This is a genomic window from Pseudomonas sp. MBLB4136, from assembly GCF_051904765.1.
Classification (GTDB): domain Bacteria; phylum Pseudomonadota; class Gammaproteobacteria; order Pseudomonadales; family Pseudomonadaceae; genus Aquipseudomonas.
Window position 1 is genome coordinate 3,354,241 of the sequence record NZ_CP196713.1, and the last position, 19,438, is coordinate 3,373,678.

Consider the following 19,438-nt stretch of genomic DNA (forward strand, 5'->3'; position numbering starts at 1 on the left):
GATGGATGGTCGGCAGGCGCGCTGGCCCGGCTCCGTTGCCGGCGAGTTTCGGGAAACAGGGGAGTTCTCGACAAACGATTTTTCCAGGGCAATTAGTGATTTTTAATCATTAATGCAAAAACACATCGACCCCATATGCTCGGCGTTAATGCTGGGAAATTGGGGTTGCAGCCATGCTTAAAGTTCATCAATGCATGACCATAAGTGGTTTGTCCAAGAGGCGCGAAACGCGCAATTTGGCGCCCTGCAAGGATCGCCTCCACGGCGACTCCAGGCCGCCTCGGCCGAAGCTGCACCCTGGGCGTTCGACGACGCGCCGAAGTCGATCGGTGTCCCGATCCTGCAGCAGCGCCTGCGCCACGCCCCGGGCGTCGGCCAGGCGCCGCCGTCCCGCCCAGTACCCGTGGCGCGATGGTGTCCTTGAAGAAGTTCCCGGGATGGCTCAGGCAGCGCGCCAGTGACAACCCCGGGCGGGGCCGCTCTCCTCGCGCCACCGGCGCGAACGGCCGGCACAGAAGCCGGCGCCAGATGACCACTGGCGCGCTTCACGCACCACTGCCGCAGGCCACAAGCCCGCGGCAGTGTCCGTTTCAGCCGGGAATCAGGCGCCCGCCAGGGCCCTTTCGCCGTCCGGCATCTGCGCCACCTGCTGCATCAACCAGGCGCGAAAGCGCTTGACGCTCTGCCGGCTGGCACCGCGCCCCAGGGGCTCGAGCAGGCAGAACTGCGCATCGGTATGCAGGGCGTCGTCGATGGGCCGCACCAGGGCGCCGGTCTGCAGGTGATTGTCGATCAGGTTCGACCAGGCCAGGGCGATGCCCTGGCCGCTGAGCGCGGTCTGGATCAGCATCGAGTAACTGTTGATATTGATCCGGTGCCGCGGCTTGGGCATCGGCTGGCCGAGGCGCTGGAACCACTCGCCCCAGCCGATCCAGTCGCGCTGCGGGTCTTCCAGCCAGAGCCAGGTGCAGCCGGCCAGTTGCTGAAGTTCCTTGAGGTCCGGCTGCTTGGCCAGGTAGCCCGGGCTGCACACCGGAAACACCTCCTCGGAGAACAGCGGGGTCACCTGCATGTCCTTCGGCGGGGTGCGGCAGTAGTACAGGGCCAGGTCACAGTCCAGGCGGGAGAAGTCCTTGACGTGGTCGTAGGCGATGATGCGCAGGTCGATCTCTTCGTTGTCGCGCTGGAACTCGGCGACCTTGGGCAGCAGCCACAACGAGGCCATCGCCGTGCTGGTGACCACGGTGACCTGCTGCGCGCCATGCCAGTGGCGGATCTGGCCGGTGGCATGGGCCAGTTGCTGCAGCGACTCGCGCACCGTCTCGTAGTACTGGCCGCCCGTGGGGGTCAGGTGGATCGCCCGGGTGGTGCGCTCGAACAGGGTCTTGCCCAGGTAGTCCTCGAGCAGGCGGACCTGGCGGCTGATCGCCCCCTGGGTGACGTTGAGTTCTTGTGCGGCGAGGGTGAAGCTCAGGTGGCGCGCGGCCGCCTCGAACGCCACCAGGCTGTTGAGCGGGGGCAGGGGCTGGATTTTCATGCAGGCAAGGTCACGCTGGTGTTTTGGTTTTATCGCGGCAGTGTAGAGCCTGGTTCCCTGCAAGCCCAGCGCCGCGGCGGGTCAGCCGGCCTGCCCTGCCGCGTCTTGCCCGGCCGGCGCCTCGGGGCCGGCCTCGAGGAACGCCAGGTTCTGCTCGCGCACCTGCCGCGCCGGCTCGTCATAGAGGAACGGCAGGAACATGTAGCGCTGCCCGCGGGTGACCTCGGTGGCCTCGTGCAGCAAGCTGCAGGAGAACACCACGGCACCGCCGGGCGGCGCCGAATAGAGGGCCGGCCCGAACTCCGGGAAGCGCAGCTGGCCGCCCTCGTACTCGCCGGTGTTGAGGAACAGCGAAACGGCGAAACGCCGGTGCGCGGTGCCCTTGGTGGTGTTGTCGCGGTGCGGGCGGAAGTGCCCCTGCTCGCCGGCGTCGTAGCAGCCGATCAGGTAGCGCTCCATGCGCGTGACCTGGAACTGGAAGGCCCTGTGGATCTGCGGCACCAGCCGGTCGTGGATGCGCCGCTGGCACGCCAGGCGCAGCACCTCGTCCTCCAGGGTACAGTCGCGCCGGCTCTTGTGATCCTGGCCGAGCACCATCACGGTCTTGCCGTCCCGGTCCTGCATGAAGCCGGACGGCTCGCCACCCTGGGCCTGGTAGTAGTCGATCAGCGCCCGGCACAGCTTGGGCTCGAACACCCGCGGCAGCACCAGTACCGGCGCCTGCACGGTCGCCGGATAGGCCGGCCCCACCGGCGGCAAGCGATCCAGCACGGCCTGCAGTTCGCGGATGTGGGCCTCGGCGTCGCCGGCCAACGGCAGCACGGCGAGCACCCGCAGCAGCGGGTCGAGCACGTAGGTGATGCGCCGGTGGCCGCCGTCCGCCTGCACGGCGCCGTACAGGGTGCTGACGCTGCGCTCGAAATCCCAGAAGAAACGAATCCCCGGCAACGACGAGCCGACTCGCCCCAGGCGCTCGTCATCGGGGTCGACCGAGACGCCGAAGAACGCCAGGTTGTCATCGTCGAAGCGCTGGCGCTGGGCGAACAACAACTTCAGCACCTGGGCACTCAGGGGCTCGGCCGCCGAACCGTAGAAGCACAGCACGATATAGCGCCCGGCCACGGTATCGAAGACGAAGCGCTCACGGGTATCGGTGCGGCAGGTGAACCAGGGGGCGGGCTCGCCAAAGACAGGGAATGCGCCACTCATCGGCTACGCCTCCTTCAGATGGCGGCAGGCCGCCTGACGATCAGCCACGGGATACCCAAGAGAATAGCTGCGCGCCGCGCTCTTGCCGGCTACCGGCAGGCCCGGAGTATCGATCTTTCCTCCCCGCCCGACTCGCCGCAGCGGGGCCGGGCGCGAGGCGCCAGCCGGCACGTTTTCGGGGGCAAAAAAAACCGACCCGACACCCGAAGGTGTGGGCCGGCGAAGCACTATCGGGTCGTCGTGGAGCCCGAGGCGGGCATCAGCAATGCAATCCCCGCTCGAGCGCCCCACCTGCAGACGACCGGCTACGGGCGGGGATGAAACTCATCAGGCCAGCTGACCGTCGACCTTGTCGAACTGGGTCTGCAGCGACGACTCCGGCTCTTCGCTCAGCAGGCTGACCACGATGATGCCGATGGTCGCCAGGATGAAGCCGGGGATGATTTCGTACAGGTCGAAGATGCCGCCGGACAGCTGCTTCCACACCACCACGGTGAGACCGCCGAGGACGATACCGGCCAGGGCGCCATTGCGGTTCATGCGCTTCCAGTACAGCGACAGCAGGATGGCCGGGCCGAAGGCAGCGCCGAAGCCGGCCCAGGCGTAGGACACCAGGCCCAGTACGGTGGTATCCGGGTTCAGCGCCAGGACCAGGGCGATGATGGCGATCAGCACCACGGCGCCACGGCCGACCCAGACCAGCTCGCTGTCGCTGGCGTTCTTCTTCAGCAGGGCCTTGTAGAAGTCTTCGGCCAGGGCCGAGGAGCTTACCAGCAGCTGCGAGTCGGCGGTGGACATCACCGCGGCTAGCACGGCGGCCATCAGGATGCCGGCGACCACCGGGTGGAACAGGCTGTTGACCAGGACCATGAACACGGTCTCGGCGTCGCCCAGATCGGTCTCCAGGTAGCCCACGGCAACCCAGCCGATGGCCAGGGCGGCGAACAGGGTCAAGGCGGTCCAGCTCACGGCGATGCGACGCGCGGTGGGCATGTCCTTCTCGTCGGAGATGGCCTTGAAACGCGCCAGGATGTGCGGCTGGCCGAAGTAGCCCAGGCCCCAGCCCAGCAGGGAGAGGATGGCGATGATGCCCAGCGGCTCACCCTTGGTGTCGTTGAAGAAGGTCAGCATTTCCGGGTTCTTGGCCAGGATCGCGGCATGCGCGGCATCCACGCCACCCACGGCATTCAGGGCGAACACCGGCACCATGACCAGCGCGGCGGCCATCAGCAGGCCCTGCACCACGTCGGTCCAGGCCACGGCGAGGAAGCCTCCGAACAGGGTGTAGGAGACCACGGCCAGGGTGCCGACCACGACGGCGATCTGGTAGTTGAAGCCGAATACGGTTTCGAACAGCTTGCCCGCCGCGACCAGGCCGGAGCTGGTGTAGAACAGGAAGAAGGTCAGGATGATCAGCGCCGAGATCACGCGCAGGGCACGGGACTTGTCGTTGAAGCGGTTCTCGAAGTAGGCCGGCATGGTCACCGAGTCATTCGCCGCATGGGAGTACACGCGCAGACGACGGGCGACGAACAGCCAGTTCAGCCAGGTACCGGCCAGCAGGCCGATGGCGATCCAGCTGGCTTCGAAGCCGGCCACCAGGGCGTAGCCCGGCAGGCCCAGCAGCAGCCAGCCGCTCATGTCCGAGGCGCCGGCGGACAGCGCCGCGGTGCCCGGGCCGATGGAGCGGCCGCCGAGGATATAGTCGGACAAGTTCTGGGTGCGACGGTAGGCGACGATGCCCAACCCCAGCATCAGCACCAGGTAGACCACGAAGGTCACCCCTACAACAAAAACGTTCTGCTCGTTCATCTTGTTGTTCTCGTGTTGGCACGGCTCAAGCCGCGACACTAGTTTTAAGCGACCGCGGTATGCAGTCGCTGCCTGGGAACCGCTGACCGGGCCGCCGGTGGGCGACACGGCCAGGGCCGGGTGGAGCCTTTTGGGCCCCACCCTGTGTTTGCCGCTTAGACCTCGTCGCCCAGCGACAGCAGCGAGGCGTTGCCGCCCACCGCCGTGGTGTTCACCGAGGTGGTGCGCTCATTGACGAAGCGCAGCAGGTAGCTCGGGCCACCGGCCTTGGGGCCGGTGCCGGACAGGCCGCAGCCACCGAACGGCTGTACACCGACCACGGCGCCGATCTGGTTGCGGTTGATGTAGAGGTTGCCGACCCGCGCCAGCGCCTCGATGCGCTGGGCAGTCTGCTCGTTGCGGCTGTGCACGCCGAGGGTCAGGCCGTAGCCGGTGCCGTTGATGGCCGCGACGACCTTGTCCAGATCGGCCGCCTGGTAGCGGACGATGTGCAAGATGGGGCCGAAGTTTTCCTTCTTCAACTCCTCGATGCCGCCGATCTCGAACGCCACCGGGGCGACGAAATGGCCGTCCAGGCCGGCCGGCAGGCTGGCTTCGGCAATCAGTTTGCCCTCGCCCTTGAGCTTGGCGATATGCGCGTCCAGGCCGGCCTTGGCTTCGGCGTCGATCACCGGGCCGACGTCACTGACGCGCAGGTGGGTCGGGCCGACCTTGAGTTCGGCCATGGCGCCCTTGAGCAGCTCGATCACCCGCTCGGCGATATCGGCCTGCACATAGAGCACGCGCAGGGCCGAGCAACGCTGGCCGGCGCTGGTGAAGGCCGACTGCACGGCATCCTTGACCACCTGCTCGGGCAGCGCGGTGGAGTCGACGATCATCGCGTTCTGCCCGCCGGTCTCGGCGATCAGCGCGGCGATCGGGCCTTCCTTCTCGGCCAGCTGGCGGTTGATAAGGCGCGCCACCTCGGTAGACCCGGTGAAGCACACGCCGGCGACGCGGGCATCGCGGCAGAACACGCCGCCGAGGGTGGCGCCGTCGCCCGGCAGGAAGGCGATCACGTCGGCCGGCAGGCCGGCTTCGAACATCAGCTCCAGGGCGCGGGCGGCGATCAGGCTGGTCTGCTCGGCCGGCTTGGCCAGCACGCAGTTACCGGCGACCAGGGCGGCGACGATCTGGCCCAGGTAGATGGCCAGGGGGAAGTTCCACGGGCTGACGCAGACGAAGATGCCACGGCCTTCGTGGAACAGCTCGTTGCGCTCGCCGGTCGGGCCCTGCAGCTCTTCGCGGCCCAGGCGCAGGCGCGCCTGCTGGGCGTAGTAGCGGCAGAAGTCCACGGCCTCGCGCACCTCGTCGATGCCGTCCTGCAGGCTCTTGCCGGCTTCCAGGGTGCACAGGGCCATCAGCTCGCCGCGATTGGCTTCCAGCTGGTCGGCCAGGCGCTCGAAGATGCTTGCACGGGTGTCGATCGGCGTGGCATTCCAGCGCGGCCAGGCGGCCTGCAGCACGTCCAGGGCCTGGGCGGCGTGGGCGGCGGTGGCGAACTGGGCGCTGCCGACCACACGGCTGAGCTCGTAGGGGCAACGGACTTCCTGGGCGCTGCCGGCCAGCTTCTGCCCGTTGATCACCGGGGCGGCTTGCCATTGACGGTCGAGGTGCGGCTGATAGACGGACTCGAGTTCGGCCCAGGAGTGCTGAATATTCATGTTGATGCCTTGGGAGTTTTTCCGCGCGGCGCCAAACAGCGCGGGCGGAAGGGGGATTTTCTCATTGCTGAGCGACTTGAACTTGCGCAACTGCGTCACCGGGTGATCGAGAAGGGACTCGACCGGGGTGCTCGGGTCGACCAGCTGGTGGACGAACGAGGAGTTCGCGCCGTTTTCCAGCAGGCGCCGCACCAGGTAGGGCAGCAGGTCCTTGTGCGCGCCGACCGGGGCATAGATGCGCACGGTCTTGCCGTGCTTCTCCAGCACGGTGTCGTACAGCGCGTCGCCCATGCCATGCAGGCGCTGGAACTCGAACTCGCGCGGCTGCGGGTTCTCGGCGGCCATGGACAGGATGGAGCTGACGGTGTGGGCGTTGTGGCTGGCGAACTGCGGGTAGATCACCCCACGGGTGAACTCCGACAGCAGGAAGCGCGCACAGGCCAGGTAGGAGGTGTCGGTGGCTTCCTTGCGGGTGAACACCGGGAAACCGTCCAGGCCCTGCACGTGGCACTGTTTGATCTCGCTGTCCCAGTAGGCGCCCTTGACCAGGCGCAGCGGCATCTTGGCGCCGAGTTCCTTGCCCAGCAGGGTCAGCCACACCAGCACCGGCAGGCAGCGCTTGGAGTACGCCTGCACCACCAGGCCGAACTCGCCCCAGCCCTTGATCGCCGGGTCGCGCATCAGCTTCTCGTACAGCTCCAGCGACAGTTCCAGGCGATCGGCTTCCTCGGCGTCCACCGAGATGCCGACGTTAAGCTCGCGGGCCATGATCGCCAGTTCGCGGACGTTGGCGAACAGCTCGGTGAGCACGCGCTCGCGCTGCGCCACTTCGTAGCGCGGGTGCAGCGCCGACAGCTTGATCGACACCGACGGCTTGGGGCCGGGGCCGACCTGCGGCTCGGCGCCGACGGTTTCGATGGCCTTGCGGTAGTCGGCCATGTACTTCTCGGCATCGGCCTGGGTAAGAGCCGCTTCGCCGAGCATGTCGAAGGAGTAGGTGTAGCCTTTTTCGCGTTCCGGGCGACCGTTCTTCAGCGCCTCGGCGATGCTGCGACCGAGCACGAACTGCTTGCCCATCAGCTTCATCGCCTGGTTCATCGCGGCGCGGATCACCGGCTCGCCGGAACGCTGGATGAGCTTGCCGAGGATGTTCTTCGGCCGGCCGTCGGCGGTTTCCGGGTCGACCACCTTGCCGGTCATCACCAGGCCCCAGGCGGCGAAGTTGACCAGCACGCTGTCGCTCTTGCCCAGGTGGCGTTCCCACTCGGCGGCATTCAGCTTGTCGCGGATCAGCGCGTCGGCGGTGGCGGCGTCCGGCACGCGCAGCAGCGCCTCGGCCAGGCACATGAGCATCAGCCCTTCCTGGGTGTCGAGGCTGTACTGGCGCAGCAGCGCGTCGAGGGTGTCGACGGCATTGTCGCGACTGCGCACGTCTTCGATCAGCGTGCGGGCACTGCGGCGGATGACCTCGATGCCGTCCTGACCGGGGTCGGCGAGCTGCAGCAGCTCGGTGAGATAGGCTGCCTCGTCAACGCTGTAGTTGGCGCTGATGACAGGGAAAAAATCGGCGGCCTTGGCGGCAGAGATCCGGGTTAGGAACTCGTCCTGCAAGACGTGACTGGCTTTGAACATCACGCCCATCCTCTTGTGGAAACAGTTGTGGAAAAACGCGGCTACCGCTGGGGCTTGGACACACTGGTCCGACCATGAACCGGCCACAGCACGAACGGCACGACTGGATTACGGAATTTAGTGGCAGAGGCATGACAGCTTCTTGCTGAAAACTCCGTATTTTTTGCAGAAAGCTATGGGCGCTGCGACGAATCACCATCGCCCGTTTGCCTGCAGAGCACAGGCAGGCGTTGCGGCGGCCCGGGCTAGAGCGGCCTGCGCCAGAGACGGGCGCCGCGCGCACCATTCTGGTGAACACTGGCGCAATGGCGCCCGCGCCAGCCGGGAATCGCCTGCGCTCCAGCGCCCCGCCCGCCCTCACCGCAGCCGCGGCGCCGCCATGGCACTCTTTCTGCATTGCTTCCACTACAACGATCATTTCGGCGGGACTCGCTCCTGCCAGGCAACGGCGCCTGAACCCACTGCGGACTTTTCGCAGGGCTTCAGGCGTTTTTTTTGGCTACTGCTGGAGACACGGACTCATGAAGTGGCTTACCTACCCCACCCTATTGCTGCTCGGCGCACTGGGCATCACCGGCATGCTCCGCACCCTGGTCGGCATCGCCCTGGCCGCGAGCGCCCTGGCGCTGCTGCTGCCGACCCAGCCCGTCGCGCCGGCCTGGGCAGTGCTGGCCTATCTGTCCATCTCCAGCCTGTGGCTGCTGTGGCAGGAGGTGCTGCGGCTGCAGCGCCATTGCGACGACTCCGCCCGACAGGCCGACCAGGCGGCGCCCAGCACACTCGAGTGGCAGTTGTTGCAGCCGCTCGGCCGGAGCCTGCAGCAGTGGTTGCATCGCGAGCAGCGCCATCAGCAACTGCTGCAACAGCGCCTGGATGAAATATCCCACTCCTCCCAGGAGCTGGAGCAAAGCGCCATGCTGGTGACCCGCAACGCCGAGGGCCAGAGCGATGCGGCCAGCATGGCCGCCGCCGCCGTCGAGCAGTTGAATGTGAGCATCGTCCAGGTGGCGGCGCTGGCCGACGAGTCCCGGCAGGCCAGCCTGGTGGCCCGTGCGCAACTGGGCGATGGCATCGACCAGGTTACCGAACTGGTGCGTCAGGTTGCCGTCATGGCCCAGCAGGCCCAGGCCACCAACGAGCTGATCCTGCAGCTGCACAGCAACTCGCACACCATCAACGAAATGTCCGGCACCATTCGCGGCATTGCCGACCAGACCAACCTGCTCGCCCTCAATGCGGCGATCGAAGCCGCGCGTGCCGGCGAGAGCGGGCGTGGCTTCGCCGTGGTCGCCGACGAGGTGCGCCGCCTGGCCCAGCACAGCCAGGAGTCCGCGGCGGAGATCAGCCGCAACATCGAGTCGGTGCAACGGCACATCCAGGGCGCCACCGTGCAGGTGGCCGGCCTCAGCGAGCTGGCACAGGGCAGCGCCGAGGGCTCGGAGGCGGTGCGCAACCTGCTCGATCGGGTCCAGCAGTGCACCTGGCAATTGACCGAGCAGGTGGACCAGGTGGCGGTCAGTACCGAACAGCAGGGCAAGGCCGTGGCGGAGATCGCCGAGCTGGCCGACCACGTCCGCCAGGGCAATGCCGACAATCTGCGGGCCGCCGACCAGGCCCGCACCATCGCCCATCATCTGGCCCATTTGACGAGGTAAACCGCATGGATGGCTTACACGAACTCGCGTTGTACCTGCCCGCCGCAGCGGTCGCACTGACCCTGGCCTTCTACGCCCTGCACCGGCGGATGAAACGCCAGAAGCGACTGCTCATCCAGTCGAATATCCGCCAACTGGCCCTGTTGCGCGCGCTGATCGCCGGCTTGCAGCGCCACCGCGGCCTGAGCAACGGCGTGCTCTGCGGCGATGCCAGCATGGGCCAGGCCCTTGCCGATACGCGGCAGCAGCTCGACCTGCATATCCGCGAGGCCCAGCAGCTCGGCGGCAGCCACCGCGACACCTGGAACGGCCTGTTCGATCACTGGTCGCGCCTACGTGAGGGGCGCATAGACGATCCGGCGAACAATCTGCTCCAGCATCACCTGATCATCCGCAACAGCATCTTCCTGATGGAGGATGTGGCCTGCGAGGTCGACCTGAGCGAGGGCCGCGCCACATTGGGCTACCTGCCCTGCATCTGGCGCGACGTGGTGCAGGCGGCGGAATGGGCAGGCCAGGCGCGCGCCCTGGGCACCGGTATCGCGGCCGCCGGCAAGAGCAGCGCCGAGCAGCGCGTGCGCCTGCGCTTTCTCTACCAGAAGATTCAGCTGCTGGCCGGCACCGCCTTCGCGACCCTGCAGCGCCATACCGGCGAACAACCACAGGGCGACCTGTTCCGCCTGCCTCAGCGGCAACGGGTGATCGACGACTTCCTGCGCTGCATCGAACAGGAGTTGCTCGGCCAGGCCCAGCCGGCAATCGCCGCCAAGGCCTATTTTCAGCACGCCACCCAGGCCATCGACGAGCTGCTGGCCCTGGTGGATACCGCATTGCAGCAACTGCAGCCGCAGCGCTAGGGGAAGCCAGATGCACAATGCCGCCCTGCCCTTGCCGGAACTCGACCAGCCCGCCCGTATCGCCCAGCAAGAGCCACTCGCCGAGTCGATGCCGTACACCCACTATCGCGGCCTGTCACTGAGCAGCCATTTCCAGCCGATCTTCAGCATCGCCCACGGCCGCGCGGTGGGTTACGAAGGGCTGGTCCGCGCCCGCCATGCCGATGGCCGCCCGGAGTCACCGGCGGCGCTGCTGGCCATGCCGAAGGTTGGCCGCGAATGCCTGGAGCTGGACCGCACCTGCCGCACCCTGCACATGCATAACTTTGCCCGCCAGGCCAGCGGTCACGCCTGGCTGTTCCTCAACCTGAACTCGCAGTACCTGGTCAGCGAGCGCCCGGACATCGGCTTCACCCGAAACCTCCTGCACGCGACCGGCATCCCGGCCCATCGGCTGGTCATCGAGATCATCGAAAGCGAAGTCCGTGATCAGGCGCAACTGAAGCAGTTCATCCGCCACTTCCGGGAGCTGGGTTGCCTGATCGCCATCGACGACTTCGGCGCCGGCCACTCCAATTTCGACCGGATCTGGGACCTGGAGCCGGACATCGTCAAGATCGACCGCCGCCTGATTCAGGATGCGAGCAGCTCCGGTCGCGTCGAGCGTATTCTCAACGGCATCGTCAGCCTGCTCCACGAGGCCGGCTGCCTAGTGGTGGTCGAGGGCGTGGAGAGCGAACACGAGGCCCTGCTGGCCATCGCGGCCAACGCCGACATGCTTCAGGGCTTCTATTTCGCCAAGCCGCAGCCGTGCATCGTCGACCCGCCCGGGGTCGCCGAGACCTTCGCCAGGCTGCGACGCGGCCGGCAGTGGCAGAGCGTCAAACGCCGCGCCGACCTGCAGCACTACTCGCGCGGTATCGAAGGCCTGTTCCAGCAGGCCCTGGCCGACTTCACCGGCCACCAGCAGTTCGCCCAAAGCAGCGCGCTGCTGTGCAGCGATCCGCGCACGGTCCGCTGCTACCTGCTCGATGAGGCGGGTCACCAGGTGTCGCCCAGCGTCTATCCCCTGCATTACCAGCAGCGGCTGAATCTGCGCTTCGCCCCGCTGCTGTGCGGCGACCATGCCAACTGGTCGCACAAGCACTACCACTACCGCGCCCTGAAACAGCCGGGGGTCATTCAGGTCAGTCGACCCTACCTGTCGATAGCGGATTCCCGCATGTGCATCACCCTGTCGCAGACCGTTCATGTCGGCGGCCTGCTGCGGGTGTTCTGTTGCGACCTGGATTGGCAGGATCAGTAGCGACTGCACGCCCCTGTCGAGCCGGCAGCGCTGCGCGGTCAGCGCCTGAACAGATTGATCAGCAGGCTCAGCGCCAGGCTGACGAGCAGCATCGAGGTCAGCGGAATGAGCACCCGGCCGCGCGCCGATTCGATGCGGATATCGCCCGGCAAACGACCGAACCAGTGCAGCAGCCAGGGCGCGAAATGCAGGATGGCACCGAGCAGCAACAGCCCGCCACCGACCAGCATCAACCAGCGCGCCATCGCCCCAGCCTACCCGGCGCGCCCGAACTTCTCGTCGTAGGCCGAGGGGCTCATGCCGGCGTTGCTCAGGCACTCGCGCAGGTGCTTGATCTCCTGCTTGCTGCATTCGTTGCCTTTGTGCGGGTGGTGCAGGACGAACTCGTAGCCGTTCAGCGTGACCCGGAAGCGCGCGCCGAGGATCGGCTCCACGCTGGCCTCGAGGTGATGCAGCAGCGACTCGACTTCACGCCAGTGGATATTGCTGCGCAACGGATCCTCGAAGATCGCGTACAGCAGGTTCTGGTGCTTGTGGCTCATGGCGCGACCTCTACTCGGCGGCCCTCATCCCCCAGGGTGGCGGGAGCGGCCCGCCGGACGAGGGCGGCGCCGGCGGGTTCCGGGCGCGAGTCGGCTGCCCGGCAGCCGGCGCGCCCGGCGCAGGCCCTAGTGGAACAGCGCCTTGCCATGATCCAGGGCCTGATCGACCAGCCACTTGCCGTGGGCGATCGAGGCACGCTGGGCGCTCTCCAGTTCGGCGAGATAGAGGCTGTCCACCGGCAGGGTCAGGCGCTTGGTGGTCCGCCCATCCGGCGTGGTGATATGACAACCACCGGCCCAGGGCGTCGGGATGCCGGGATGCTCGACGACGTCGGCAACGATGGTGTGGTCGCGATGGACGCATTGCATGGTGCTCATGAGACCTACCTCTCTGTTGAACTGCCGCCGTCGGATCGAAGCGTGCATGGCGCGCTCGCGCCTTGACCCTGTCGGCGGACGTGGATATTTCAACTATAGAGCAGTGCGTGCCGCAGTTTGTTTCCTGCGCCTGTCAAGGATATCGCACGGCAGATCCACCTCGGATTCGCGCCGACAAAGGACAACCGCGCAGTGCCGGGCCGAACTCGAAACCACCCAGCGCCACCGCCTGGCGACAGGCCTCGTGCGGCGACAATCGCTCCAGCGGCTCCACGCAGGTGATCTATTCGGCCGCCTGCTGACGCTTCCACTCATCGGTGAGCAGGCCGCAGTAGCCCCAGTCTTCCTCGAGGATTTCCTGGATCACCACATGGGTGTACTCGGGCTTCTTGCCCAGTACCCGGACCAGGGAATCGGTCACTTCCTTGACCAGCTGGGCTTTCTGCTCGCGGCTGGCGCCCTTGGTGATCTGGATATTCACATACGGCATCTCGCTCTCCTTCTGGTTTGTTGATCAGTCGGCAAATGACCGGCCGGCACGCCGGCTCAGCGCCCTATCACCTGCCCACGCATCGGCGCCAGCCTGGCCAGCAGGCGGTTCTGCGCCGGCACCGGGACGCCCTGGGCATCCATGGCGTCCTGCAGGTTCTCCACCAGGGCGTTGAAATCGCTCGGGGTCAACTGCTGCCCCTTGTGGCTTTCCTCCATGCTGGCGCCGCTATAGGTGCAAGGCCCGCCGGCCTCCACGCAGAACTGCTCGACCAGCTTGTCGCGCAGACGGACGATATCCACGGCCGCGAAATGCCGGACGATACGCGGGTCGCCGGCGATGTTCAGCAGCATGCCCTCGACGATCCGGGTAATGCCCGGGCGGCCGCCCAGGGCCTGGTAGAGGCCGTCGTCATGGGGCGCGCGCTGGGCGCAGGCGGCCAGATTCAGGACCAGGAGCAACAGCAGCATGCGCATGGCTAGAAGCTCCCCTGGACGGACAGGTAGGCGCCGTTCTGCCGATCCAGGCTGGCGATCTCGCCGAGGCGCGCATACGCCAGCACCACGGCCAGGCGCTTGTTGGGGAAATAGCCGAGGAACAGGTCGGCCCAGTCGCTTTCCCCGGCGAAATGCAGGTTGTCCGGCTTCTCGCGGTACTCCACGCCGATCGCCCAGTGGCGGTCGAGCAGCACGGCGAGCGAGCCCTCCTTGAGCAGCGAGCGGCGATCGCGGCGATCGCCGCCGAAACCGAGCAGGCCCAGTTCGTTGGCCCGGCTGTAGCGCAGCGCGCCATTGAGCAGCAGGTTGTAGCCGAAGGCGCCACCGAGAAACAGCCGGCTGGCGCCTAGGTAGGCTTCGCCGTCCTGGTCGCGCCGGGCGCCGACCAGGCTGGGAATGAGGAAATCCCGCTGCCGCTTGTACTGGAGGCCGAGGGCCACCTGCGGCAAGCGGTCATAGATCAGGTCACCGAACAGCCGCACCTTCAGGCCGAGCACGTCCTGGCTCAGGCTGTTCTGCGGCAAGCTCAAATCGCGCGCCAGGCTGCCCAGGTCGAAACGCTGGCGCGCATAGGACAGCTCCAGGCGATTGTCGAACGACGCCGCCAGCCCGGCCACGTCGAGCCGGTAATCGGCGGTCTGCACCCGGGTGGCGAACACATCGCCACCCCACTCGCCGCGCTCGCCATAGCCTGCCAGCACCGCCCAGGGGGTGATGCCGCCGCCGGCACCGCCTTCCAGGCTGCTCGCCCCTCCGGTGGCCAGCAGGCGCCCCTGGTCGGCCATGGCCCCGGCGCCAACCAGGCCGAGCAATACGACAGCGCAGCAATGCCGGAAACTCATGGCTCGACGCCCCCCCTGGCCACGAGCGCTGCCGAGGGCTGCACGACCCAGGCCTCGAAGTCCTCGGCGCTCAGCGGCTTGCTGATCAGGTAGCCCTGCACGGTATCGCACTGCCAGAGCCGGAGCAGCTGCAGGCTGCGCGCCAGCTCGACGCCCTCGGCGACCACCTTGAGTCCCAGGCTATGGCTCATCTCGATGGTCGAGCGGACGATCACGGCGTCTTCGCTGGTGTCGTCCAGGTCGCGGATGAAGGACTGGTCGATCTTCAACTCCTGCACCGGCATGCGTTTGAGCTGGGCCAGGGATGAATAGCCGGTGCCGAAGTCATCGACCGACAGCCGGATCCCGCAGTCGCGCAGGCCGTGCAGCACCCGCAGGGCCGCGACCGGGTCGAGCATCACGCCGCTCTCGGTGATCTCGAAGGTGAGCTGCTGCGCCGGCACCCGATAGGTGGCCAGCAACTGGTTGACCCGCTCCGGCAGCTCGGGGTCGAGCAGGTCCTCGGTGGAAATGTTCAACGACAGCTGCACGCGCAGCTCACGCGCATTCCACTGCTGCAACTGGCGCACCGCCTCCTCGATCACCCAGGCGGTCAGCAGGCGGATGCTGCCGGTGCGCTCGGCCAGGGGAATGAACTCGCCCGGCGAAACCATGCCCAGCTGCCCATGCTGCCAGCGCAGCAAGGCCTCGGCCTGGCAAACCTGGCCAGCCTCGAGGTCAAGCTTCGGCTGGTAGTGCAGGCGCAACTCGCCCTGCTCGGCGGCCCGCGGCAGGTCGCGAATCAGGCGGATCTGGCGCTGATGGGCGGCATCGCGCCCCTGCTGGTAGACCTGCAGGCGCCCGGACGACTGCGCGGCATCCTGCATGGCGATGCTGGCGCGGCGCAGCAGGACGTCGGCACTGTCGCCGTCCTCCGGACTGGCGGCGATGCCGATCGCACACTCCAGCGCCACATCCACATGGCCGATCTGCAGCGGCTGCTGGATGACCTGCAGCAGGCGGTCGCCGGCGGCGACCGCACTGTCGCTGTCGGCATGCTCCAGCAGCAGCAACAGTTCGTCGGAGGCGACCCGGGCCAGGCTGTCGCCCGGGCGCAGGGTGGCCTGCAGGCGTTGGCTCAACTGCTGCAGGGCCAGGTCGCTGGCGCCGGGACCACAGTTGTCGTTGACCGTGCGCAGGTTGGCAATGCCCAGGTACAGCAGGGCCATCGGCCGCCCGGCGCTGAGCGCACTGCCGAGCCGCTCGACGATCAGGGTGCGATTGGGCAGGCCGGTCAGCGCGTCGTGCAGGGCATTGTGCGCCAGCTGCCGCTCGCGCTCGGCGATGCCCTGCTGCATGCTCTGGAAGGCCTTGGCCAGGCTGCCCAGCTCGTCGCTGCGCTCGAGTTGCAAGGGCGCCTGGTAGTCACCCCGGCCCACCCGCTCCGCCACCCAGGCCAGCCTGCGCACCGGCCGGGAGATGCTGCGTGCCAGCAGCAGCGCGCCGAGCAGCGAGGCCAGCAGGGCGGCCAGGGCGATCAGCAGGATGTGCCGGTCCAGCGGCGCAAAGGCCTCGCGGGCCTGGGTCAGGGACTTGTGCAGCAAGGCATCGACCCGAAAATCGGCGCCGCTGGCGAGCAGCAGGCGCTGGCCGAGGTAGCGCTCCTCGCCGACCTGCAGCAGGTCACTCCCGGCCTCGGAGGGCCCATCCAGATCAGCCCGCAGCTTCGCCGCGGCGCCATCCGGCAGGGAGCTGATCCACAGCGCCGGCACGCTTTCCCGGCGCGCCACCAGGGTCAGCTCCAGGTGGGTCAGCTCGCGCAACTCGCGGACAAACGTCTGGTCCACCGCGAAGCCCATCAGCACCCGGGCGATCGGCAGCGGCGCGGCGACCGTGGCCTGCACCAGCAGGTAGATCTGGTCGGCAATCGGCACCAGGAAGGCCTGCACGCCGTCGTCGCGTCCCGGCCTGAGCTGCGCGCTCAGGCGTGCCGCCGTCTGCGCATCGATGCCCGCGTCGCTGCTCACCTGCAGGCGGCCATCGAGGCCGAACATCATCACCAGGCTGGCGTTGATCCGCGCGCCATGGTTGGCCAGCGCCGAGCGAATGGTCTCGTCGTCGCCGCTGGCCACGGCCTCCTTGAAGCCGAAGTCGGCGGCGAGCACCCGCACCGCCTCGTGCAGCTGGCGGCCGCGCACTTCCAGCGCCTGCTCGAACACCCGCGCGCCGACGCCCAGTTGCTCGCCGGCCTGAGCCCGCACGGCGACGCCGGTGGCCGCCTGCACGGCGAGGTAGAGCGCGCCGATCACCACCGCCAGCAAAAGGATCAGGACCCCGGCGATACGCGCCTGGAAGCTACTGCGCAGTATCACGGACGGCTTTCCTGAAGGCATCGCCAAAGGCACTCGGCGGCGGCCCCGACGCTGGTTCGTCCGCCACCGGCTCGACTGCCAGGCTCAGGCGCAGCGCCTTGGGCGAATCGTCCAGCTCCAGCTCGTCGGCCTGCTGCTGCGGCCCGGACAGTTGCGGGTGCCACAGGCTCAGCGCGTAGCGTCCTTGCGGCAGCCCCTCGAGTCGCACCCTGCCCTGCTCGTCGCTCACGGCAAACCAGGGGGCGTCGGTCACGTAGACGTAACCGACCATCCAGTCGTGGATATTGCAGCCGAGCACCACCACCCCGGGCGTGTCGAAACGCACCGGCTCGCTCGGCGTGCCCTGGTACAGGCGCAGCTCGAAACGCTTGGCCGGCGAGAAGGAATAGACGTGATGGCGGATGTTGTCGCTGTTGGGGAAGCTCACCGCGGTGCCGCGACGCACCGCCAGCACCCGGGGCACGAACTGCATGGATTTCTGGTCGAGGACTGCGCTTGGCGGCACGTCCTTCCCCCCCAGCGGCCCACGCAGGCTGAGCACCGCGTTGGCCAGCGGCTGACCGGCGGCGCCGACCACTTCGGCCTGCAGGCTGGCCGCCCGCAACGCCGGGCTGAGGACACAGGCAAGCCCGAACGCCAGGGCCTGCAGCGCAATGAACCGATGTTTCGACCTGAAAAATAATCGCGCCTGGCGCAACCTCTCAACCCCCCGAGGAAAACTCGCCGCCCTGACAGCCGCTGCCGCAATGCCGAGCAGGGTAGCTGCCAACGCGCAGAACTTCACCCTCGAATCCACGACAGGGGCCACCCGCGTTCGTCCGCGGCAAGCGCTGCGGCCTTGAGGCAAGCCGTCACTCGCTGGCGCGCAGGCGCTTGGGGGTCAGGCCCAGGTAGCGGCGCATGGCCGTGGTCAGCGCGCTCTGGCTGGAGAAGCCGCATTCCTCGGCGATGCGGATCAGCGGCAAGGGGCTCTCGCGCAACAGGCGCGCGGCACGGTCCAGGCGCGTCTTGAGCAGGTACTGGTGCGGCGTCAGGCCGACGCTGTCCTTGAACTGGGCATGGAAATGGCTCGGGCTCAGGCAGGCCACCTGGGCCAGTTCGGCGACGCTGATGCGCCGCACCAGGTGCTCGCCGATGTAGGCGTCCAGGCGCTCCAGGTCGAGCGGCCCCTGGCCACGCGCCTGACGCTCGCCGAACAGGCGCAGGTGCAGGGCCCGCAACAGCACCCCGCCCAGCGCCCGGGCCAGCATCGGATCGCTGCCGTAGCGTTCCAGCTCGGCGCCGGCGTAGCTCAGCAGGTTCTGGAAATCGGCGTCCAGCTGCGGGTAGCGCGGGGTCTCGAACAGGTGGGTGAGCAGCTCAAGGTCTTCGCTGGGAGTGTCCTGCTCGTCCAGGTCGAGGATCAGCATGCGGTTGTCGCCGACCCCGGCGAACTGATGATCGGCGTCGCCCGGCACCAGGCAGGCGCGCATCCGGCACACCTCGCCACCCCGGCCGTTGACCTCGAACTCGGCACGCCCGGACAGTGACAGCACCAGCTGATGGTGGTCGTGGGTGTGCTCGTGGGCTTGGTCATCCAGGCAGATCAGGCGAGCTTTGAGCATTGCAACGGCAGTCCGCGATGTTAAACGCGGAACTTTAACCAGTTGCGGGGTTCGCCGTCAGCCCCCGCCGACCAGTGGCCACTGGCCGCCGCACCTGCCCATCGCACTGGCCGCCGCACCGATTTGCAGCAAAACAACCGGAGCATCCATGGAACGCACAGGCATGGTGCGCCCAGGCTTGTCATGCAGCACGCCCAAGCCTGTGCCAGAGCGGTTGCACACAACTGGCAGGGAAGTTGCTCCAGTCAGCACCTCCGGCCCACCCCGCCGCCTCGAGATAGCCTATGGAACCGCAGATCATCCTCGCCCTGGCGCTCGCACTGACCTTCCTCGGTCAGTGGCTGACCGGACGCGCCAGCCGCCGCCACCGGCATACCCTGGCCGAGCTGGAACGCGCCACCCTGCAACGCTGCCTGGCGCTGCTGCAAGCCCTGCAGAAACACCGTGGCCTCGGCGCCCAGCAGGACCTGGCCAGCAGTTGCCAACGCCGCGCCCTGGCCCGCCAGCTCGACCAGCTCTGGCTGAACTGGCCAGGCCCCAGCCTGCGGTTGCCGGCCCTGCAGCAGCAATGGCCGCACCTGCGCCGCAAGCCCGCCGACTTCGCCGCCCACTGCCAGGTGATCGAGGCCCTGCTGACGGTCATCGAGCAGCTCGAAGCGCGCCTGCACCCGGGTCAACAGGGTCAAGGCCTCGGCCAAGCCTGCCGCACGCTCGAAGATCTCGCCCGCCTGCGTGGCCTGGCGGTTCGCGCGGCCAACTACCAGCGCTGCCCCGCCCCCCTGCAGGCGCAGCTGCGCGAGCTCTGCCAGCAGCTGGCCGCGACCCACCGGGACGAACCGATGCCCGGCCTGCTCCGCCGCCTGCAGCAGGACCTGATTGAGGCCGCGCAACCGCGGCTGACGCCCCTCGACTGCTTCGCCCTGTTCACGCCGCTGATCGAGCAGCGCTGGCAAGGCCTGCCGGTGCCCGGCTCAACCGCCACGACCTAAGCCTCCGGGAGCGTAGTGCTCGGCTGCTCTGCCCGGTTGATTGCAACTGGCCTCA

17 protein-coding genes are annotated in these 19,438 nt (G+C 67.6%); 4 read left to right on the forward strand and 13 right to left on the reverse strand.

The window, feature by feature from the left end; translation table 11 throughout:
• Nucleotides 1-601: 601 nt before the first annotated feature.
• The 4 genes from ACSX1D_RS15200 to putA form a co-directional block, all read right to left on the reverse strand.
• A complete protein-coding gene (locus ACSX1D_RS15200; RefSeq protein WP_439859300.1) occupies nt 602-1,537 on the reverse strand; it encodes a LysR substrate-binding domain-containing protein in 936 nt (311 codons plus the stop codon).
• Nucleotides 1,538-1,618: 81 nt separating this feature from the next.
• The gene (locus ACSX1D_RS15205; protein WP_439859301.1) at nt 1,619-2,746 is read right to left on the reverse strand and encodes a 2OG-Fe(II) oxygenase; all 1,128 of its coding nucleotides are present in this window, start codon (nt 2,744-2,746) and stop codon (nt 1,619-1,621) included.
• A 327-nt stretch (nt 2,747-3,073) separates the two neighbouring features.
• Nucleotides 3,074-4,558, reverse strand: coding sequence for a sodium/proline symporter PutP (gene putP / locus ACSX1D_RS15210; protein ID WP_439859302.1), 1,485 nt, complete (start codon nt 4,556-4,558; stop codon nt 3,074-3,076).
• Between the two features lie 155 nt (nt 4,559-4,713).
• Nucleotides 4,714-7,893, reverse strand: a complete 3,180-nt coding sequence (gene putA / locus ACSX1D_RS15215) for a bifunctional proline dehydrogenase/L-glutamate gamma-semialdehyde dehydrogenase PutA (RefSeq protein ID WP_439859303.1) — start codon at nt 7,891-7,893, stop codon at nt 4,714-4,716.
• A 1,109-nt stretch (nt 7,894-9,002) separates the two neighbouring features.
• Here putA and ACSX1D_RS15220 point away from each other — a divergent pair.
• From ACSX1D_RS15220 to ACSX1D_RS15230, 3 genes are read left to right on the forward strand one after another with little or no spacing between them, the layout of a single operon-like run.
• Nucleotides 9,003-9,548 (forward strand): methyl-accepting chemotaxis protein, encoded by a 546-nt coding sequence (locus ACSX1D_RS15220; RefSeq protein ID WP_439862336.1) that lies wholly within the window; start codon nt 9,003-9,005, stop codon nt 9,546-9,548.
• 5 nt (nt 9,549-9,553) lie between these two features.
• Nucleotides 9,554-10,405: a hypothetical protein gene (locus tag ACSX1D_RS15225; protein WP_439859304.1), complete on the forward strand. Its 852-nt coding sequence runs from the start codon at nt 9,554-9,556 to the stop codon at nt 10,403-10,405.
• A gap of 10 nt (nt 10,406-10,415) precedes the next feature.
• Nucleotides 10,416-11,690 carry an EAL domain-containing protein gene (locus tag ACSX1D_RS15230; protein WP_439859305.1) on the forward strand — a complete coding sequence of 425 codons (1,275 nt, stop codon included), beginning with the start codon at nt 10,416-10,418 and terminating at the stop codon, nt 11,688-11,690.
• A gap of 38 nt (nt 11,691-11,728) precedes the next feature.
• Here ACSX1D_RS15230 and ACSX1D_RS15235 read toward each other — a convergent pair whose 3' ends face one another.
• The 9 genes from ACSX1D_RS15235 to ACSX1D_RS15275 form a co-directional block, all read right to left on the reverse strand.
• Nucleotides 11,729-11,935: a DUF2905 family protein gene (locus tag ACSX1D_RS15235; protein WP_439859306.1), complete on the reverse strand. Its 207-nt coding sequence runs from the start codon at nt 11,933-11,935 to the stop codon at nt 11,729-11,731.
• 9 nt (nt 11,936-11,944) lie between these two features.
• Nucleotides 11,945-12,232, reverse strand: coding sequence for a hypothetical protein (locus tag ACSX1D_RS15240; RefSeq protein ID WP_439859307.1), 288 nt, complete (start codon nt 12,230-12,232; stop codon nt 11,945-11,947).
• A gap of 126 nt (nt 12,233-12,358) precedes the next feature.
• Entirely contained in the window at nt 12,359-12,610 is a 252-nt protein-coding gene (locus ACSX1D_RS15245; protein WP_439859308.1) for a hypothetical protein, read from the reverse strand.
• 283 nt (nt 12,611-12,893) lie between these two features.
• The gene (locus ACSX1D_RS15250; RefSeq protein WP_439859309.1) at nt 12,894-13,100 is read right to left on the reverse strand and encodes a tautomerase family protein; all 207 of its coding nucleotides are present in this window, start codon (nt 13,098-13,100) and stop codon (nt 12,894-12,896) included.
• Between the two features lie 56 nt (nt 13,101-13,156).
• Nucleotides 13,157-13,576, reverse strand: coding sequence for a group I truncated hemoglobin (locus ACSX1D_RS15255; RefSeq protein WP_439859310.1), 420 nt, complete (start codon nt 13,574-13,576; stop codon nt 13,157-13,159).
• Nucleotides 13,577-13,578: 2 nt separating this feature from the next.
• Nucleotides 13,579-14,439: a DUF3034 family protein gene (locus ACSX1D_RS15260; RefSeq protein ID WP_439859311.1), complete on the reverse strand. Its 861-nt coding sequence runs from the start codon at nt 14,437-14,439 to the stop codon at nt 13,579-13,581.
• Nucleotides 14,436-16,790 (reverse strand): putative bifunctional diguanylate cyclase/phosphodiesterase, encoded by a 2,355-nt coding sequence (locus tag ACSX1D_RS15265; RefSeq protein ID WP_439859312.1) that lies wholly within the window; start codon nt 16,788-16,790, stop codon nt 14,436-14,438. Before ACSX1D_RS15265 ends, ACSX1D_RS15260 begins: the two co-directional genes overlap by 4 nt.
• Nucleotides 16,774-17,394 (reverse strand): methylamine utilization protein, encoded by a 621-nt coding sequence (locus ACSX1D_RS15270; RefSeq protein WP_439859313.1) that lies wholly within the window; start codon nt 17,392-17,394, stop codon nt 16,774-16,776. The genes ACSX1D_RS15265 and ACSX1D_RS15270 overlap by 17 nt, the downstream gene beginning before the upstream one ends.
• A gap of 247 nt (nt 17,395-17,641) precedes the next feature.
• A complete protein-coding gene (locus ACSX1D_RS15275; RefSeq protein WP_439859314.1) occupies nt 17,642-18,394 on the reverse strand; it encodes an AraC family transcriptional regulator in 753 nt (250 codons plus the stop codon).
• A gap of 284 nt (nt 18,395-18,678) precedes the next feature.
• Between ACSX1D_RS15275 and ACSX1D_RS15280 the strand changes: the two genes are divergently transcribed.
• On the forward strand, nt 18,679-19,383 hold the full coding sequence (locus ACSX1D_RS15280; protein ID WP_439859315.1) for a hypothetical protein: 705 nt from the start codon (nt 18,679-18,681) through the stop codon (nt 19,381-19,383).
• Nucleotides 19,384-19,438 lie beyond the last annotated feature (55 nt).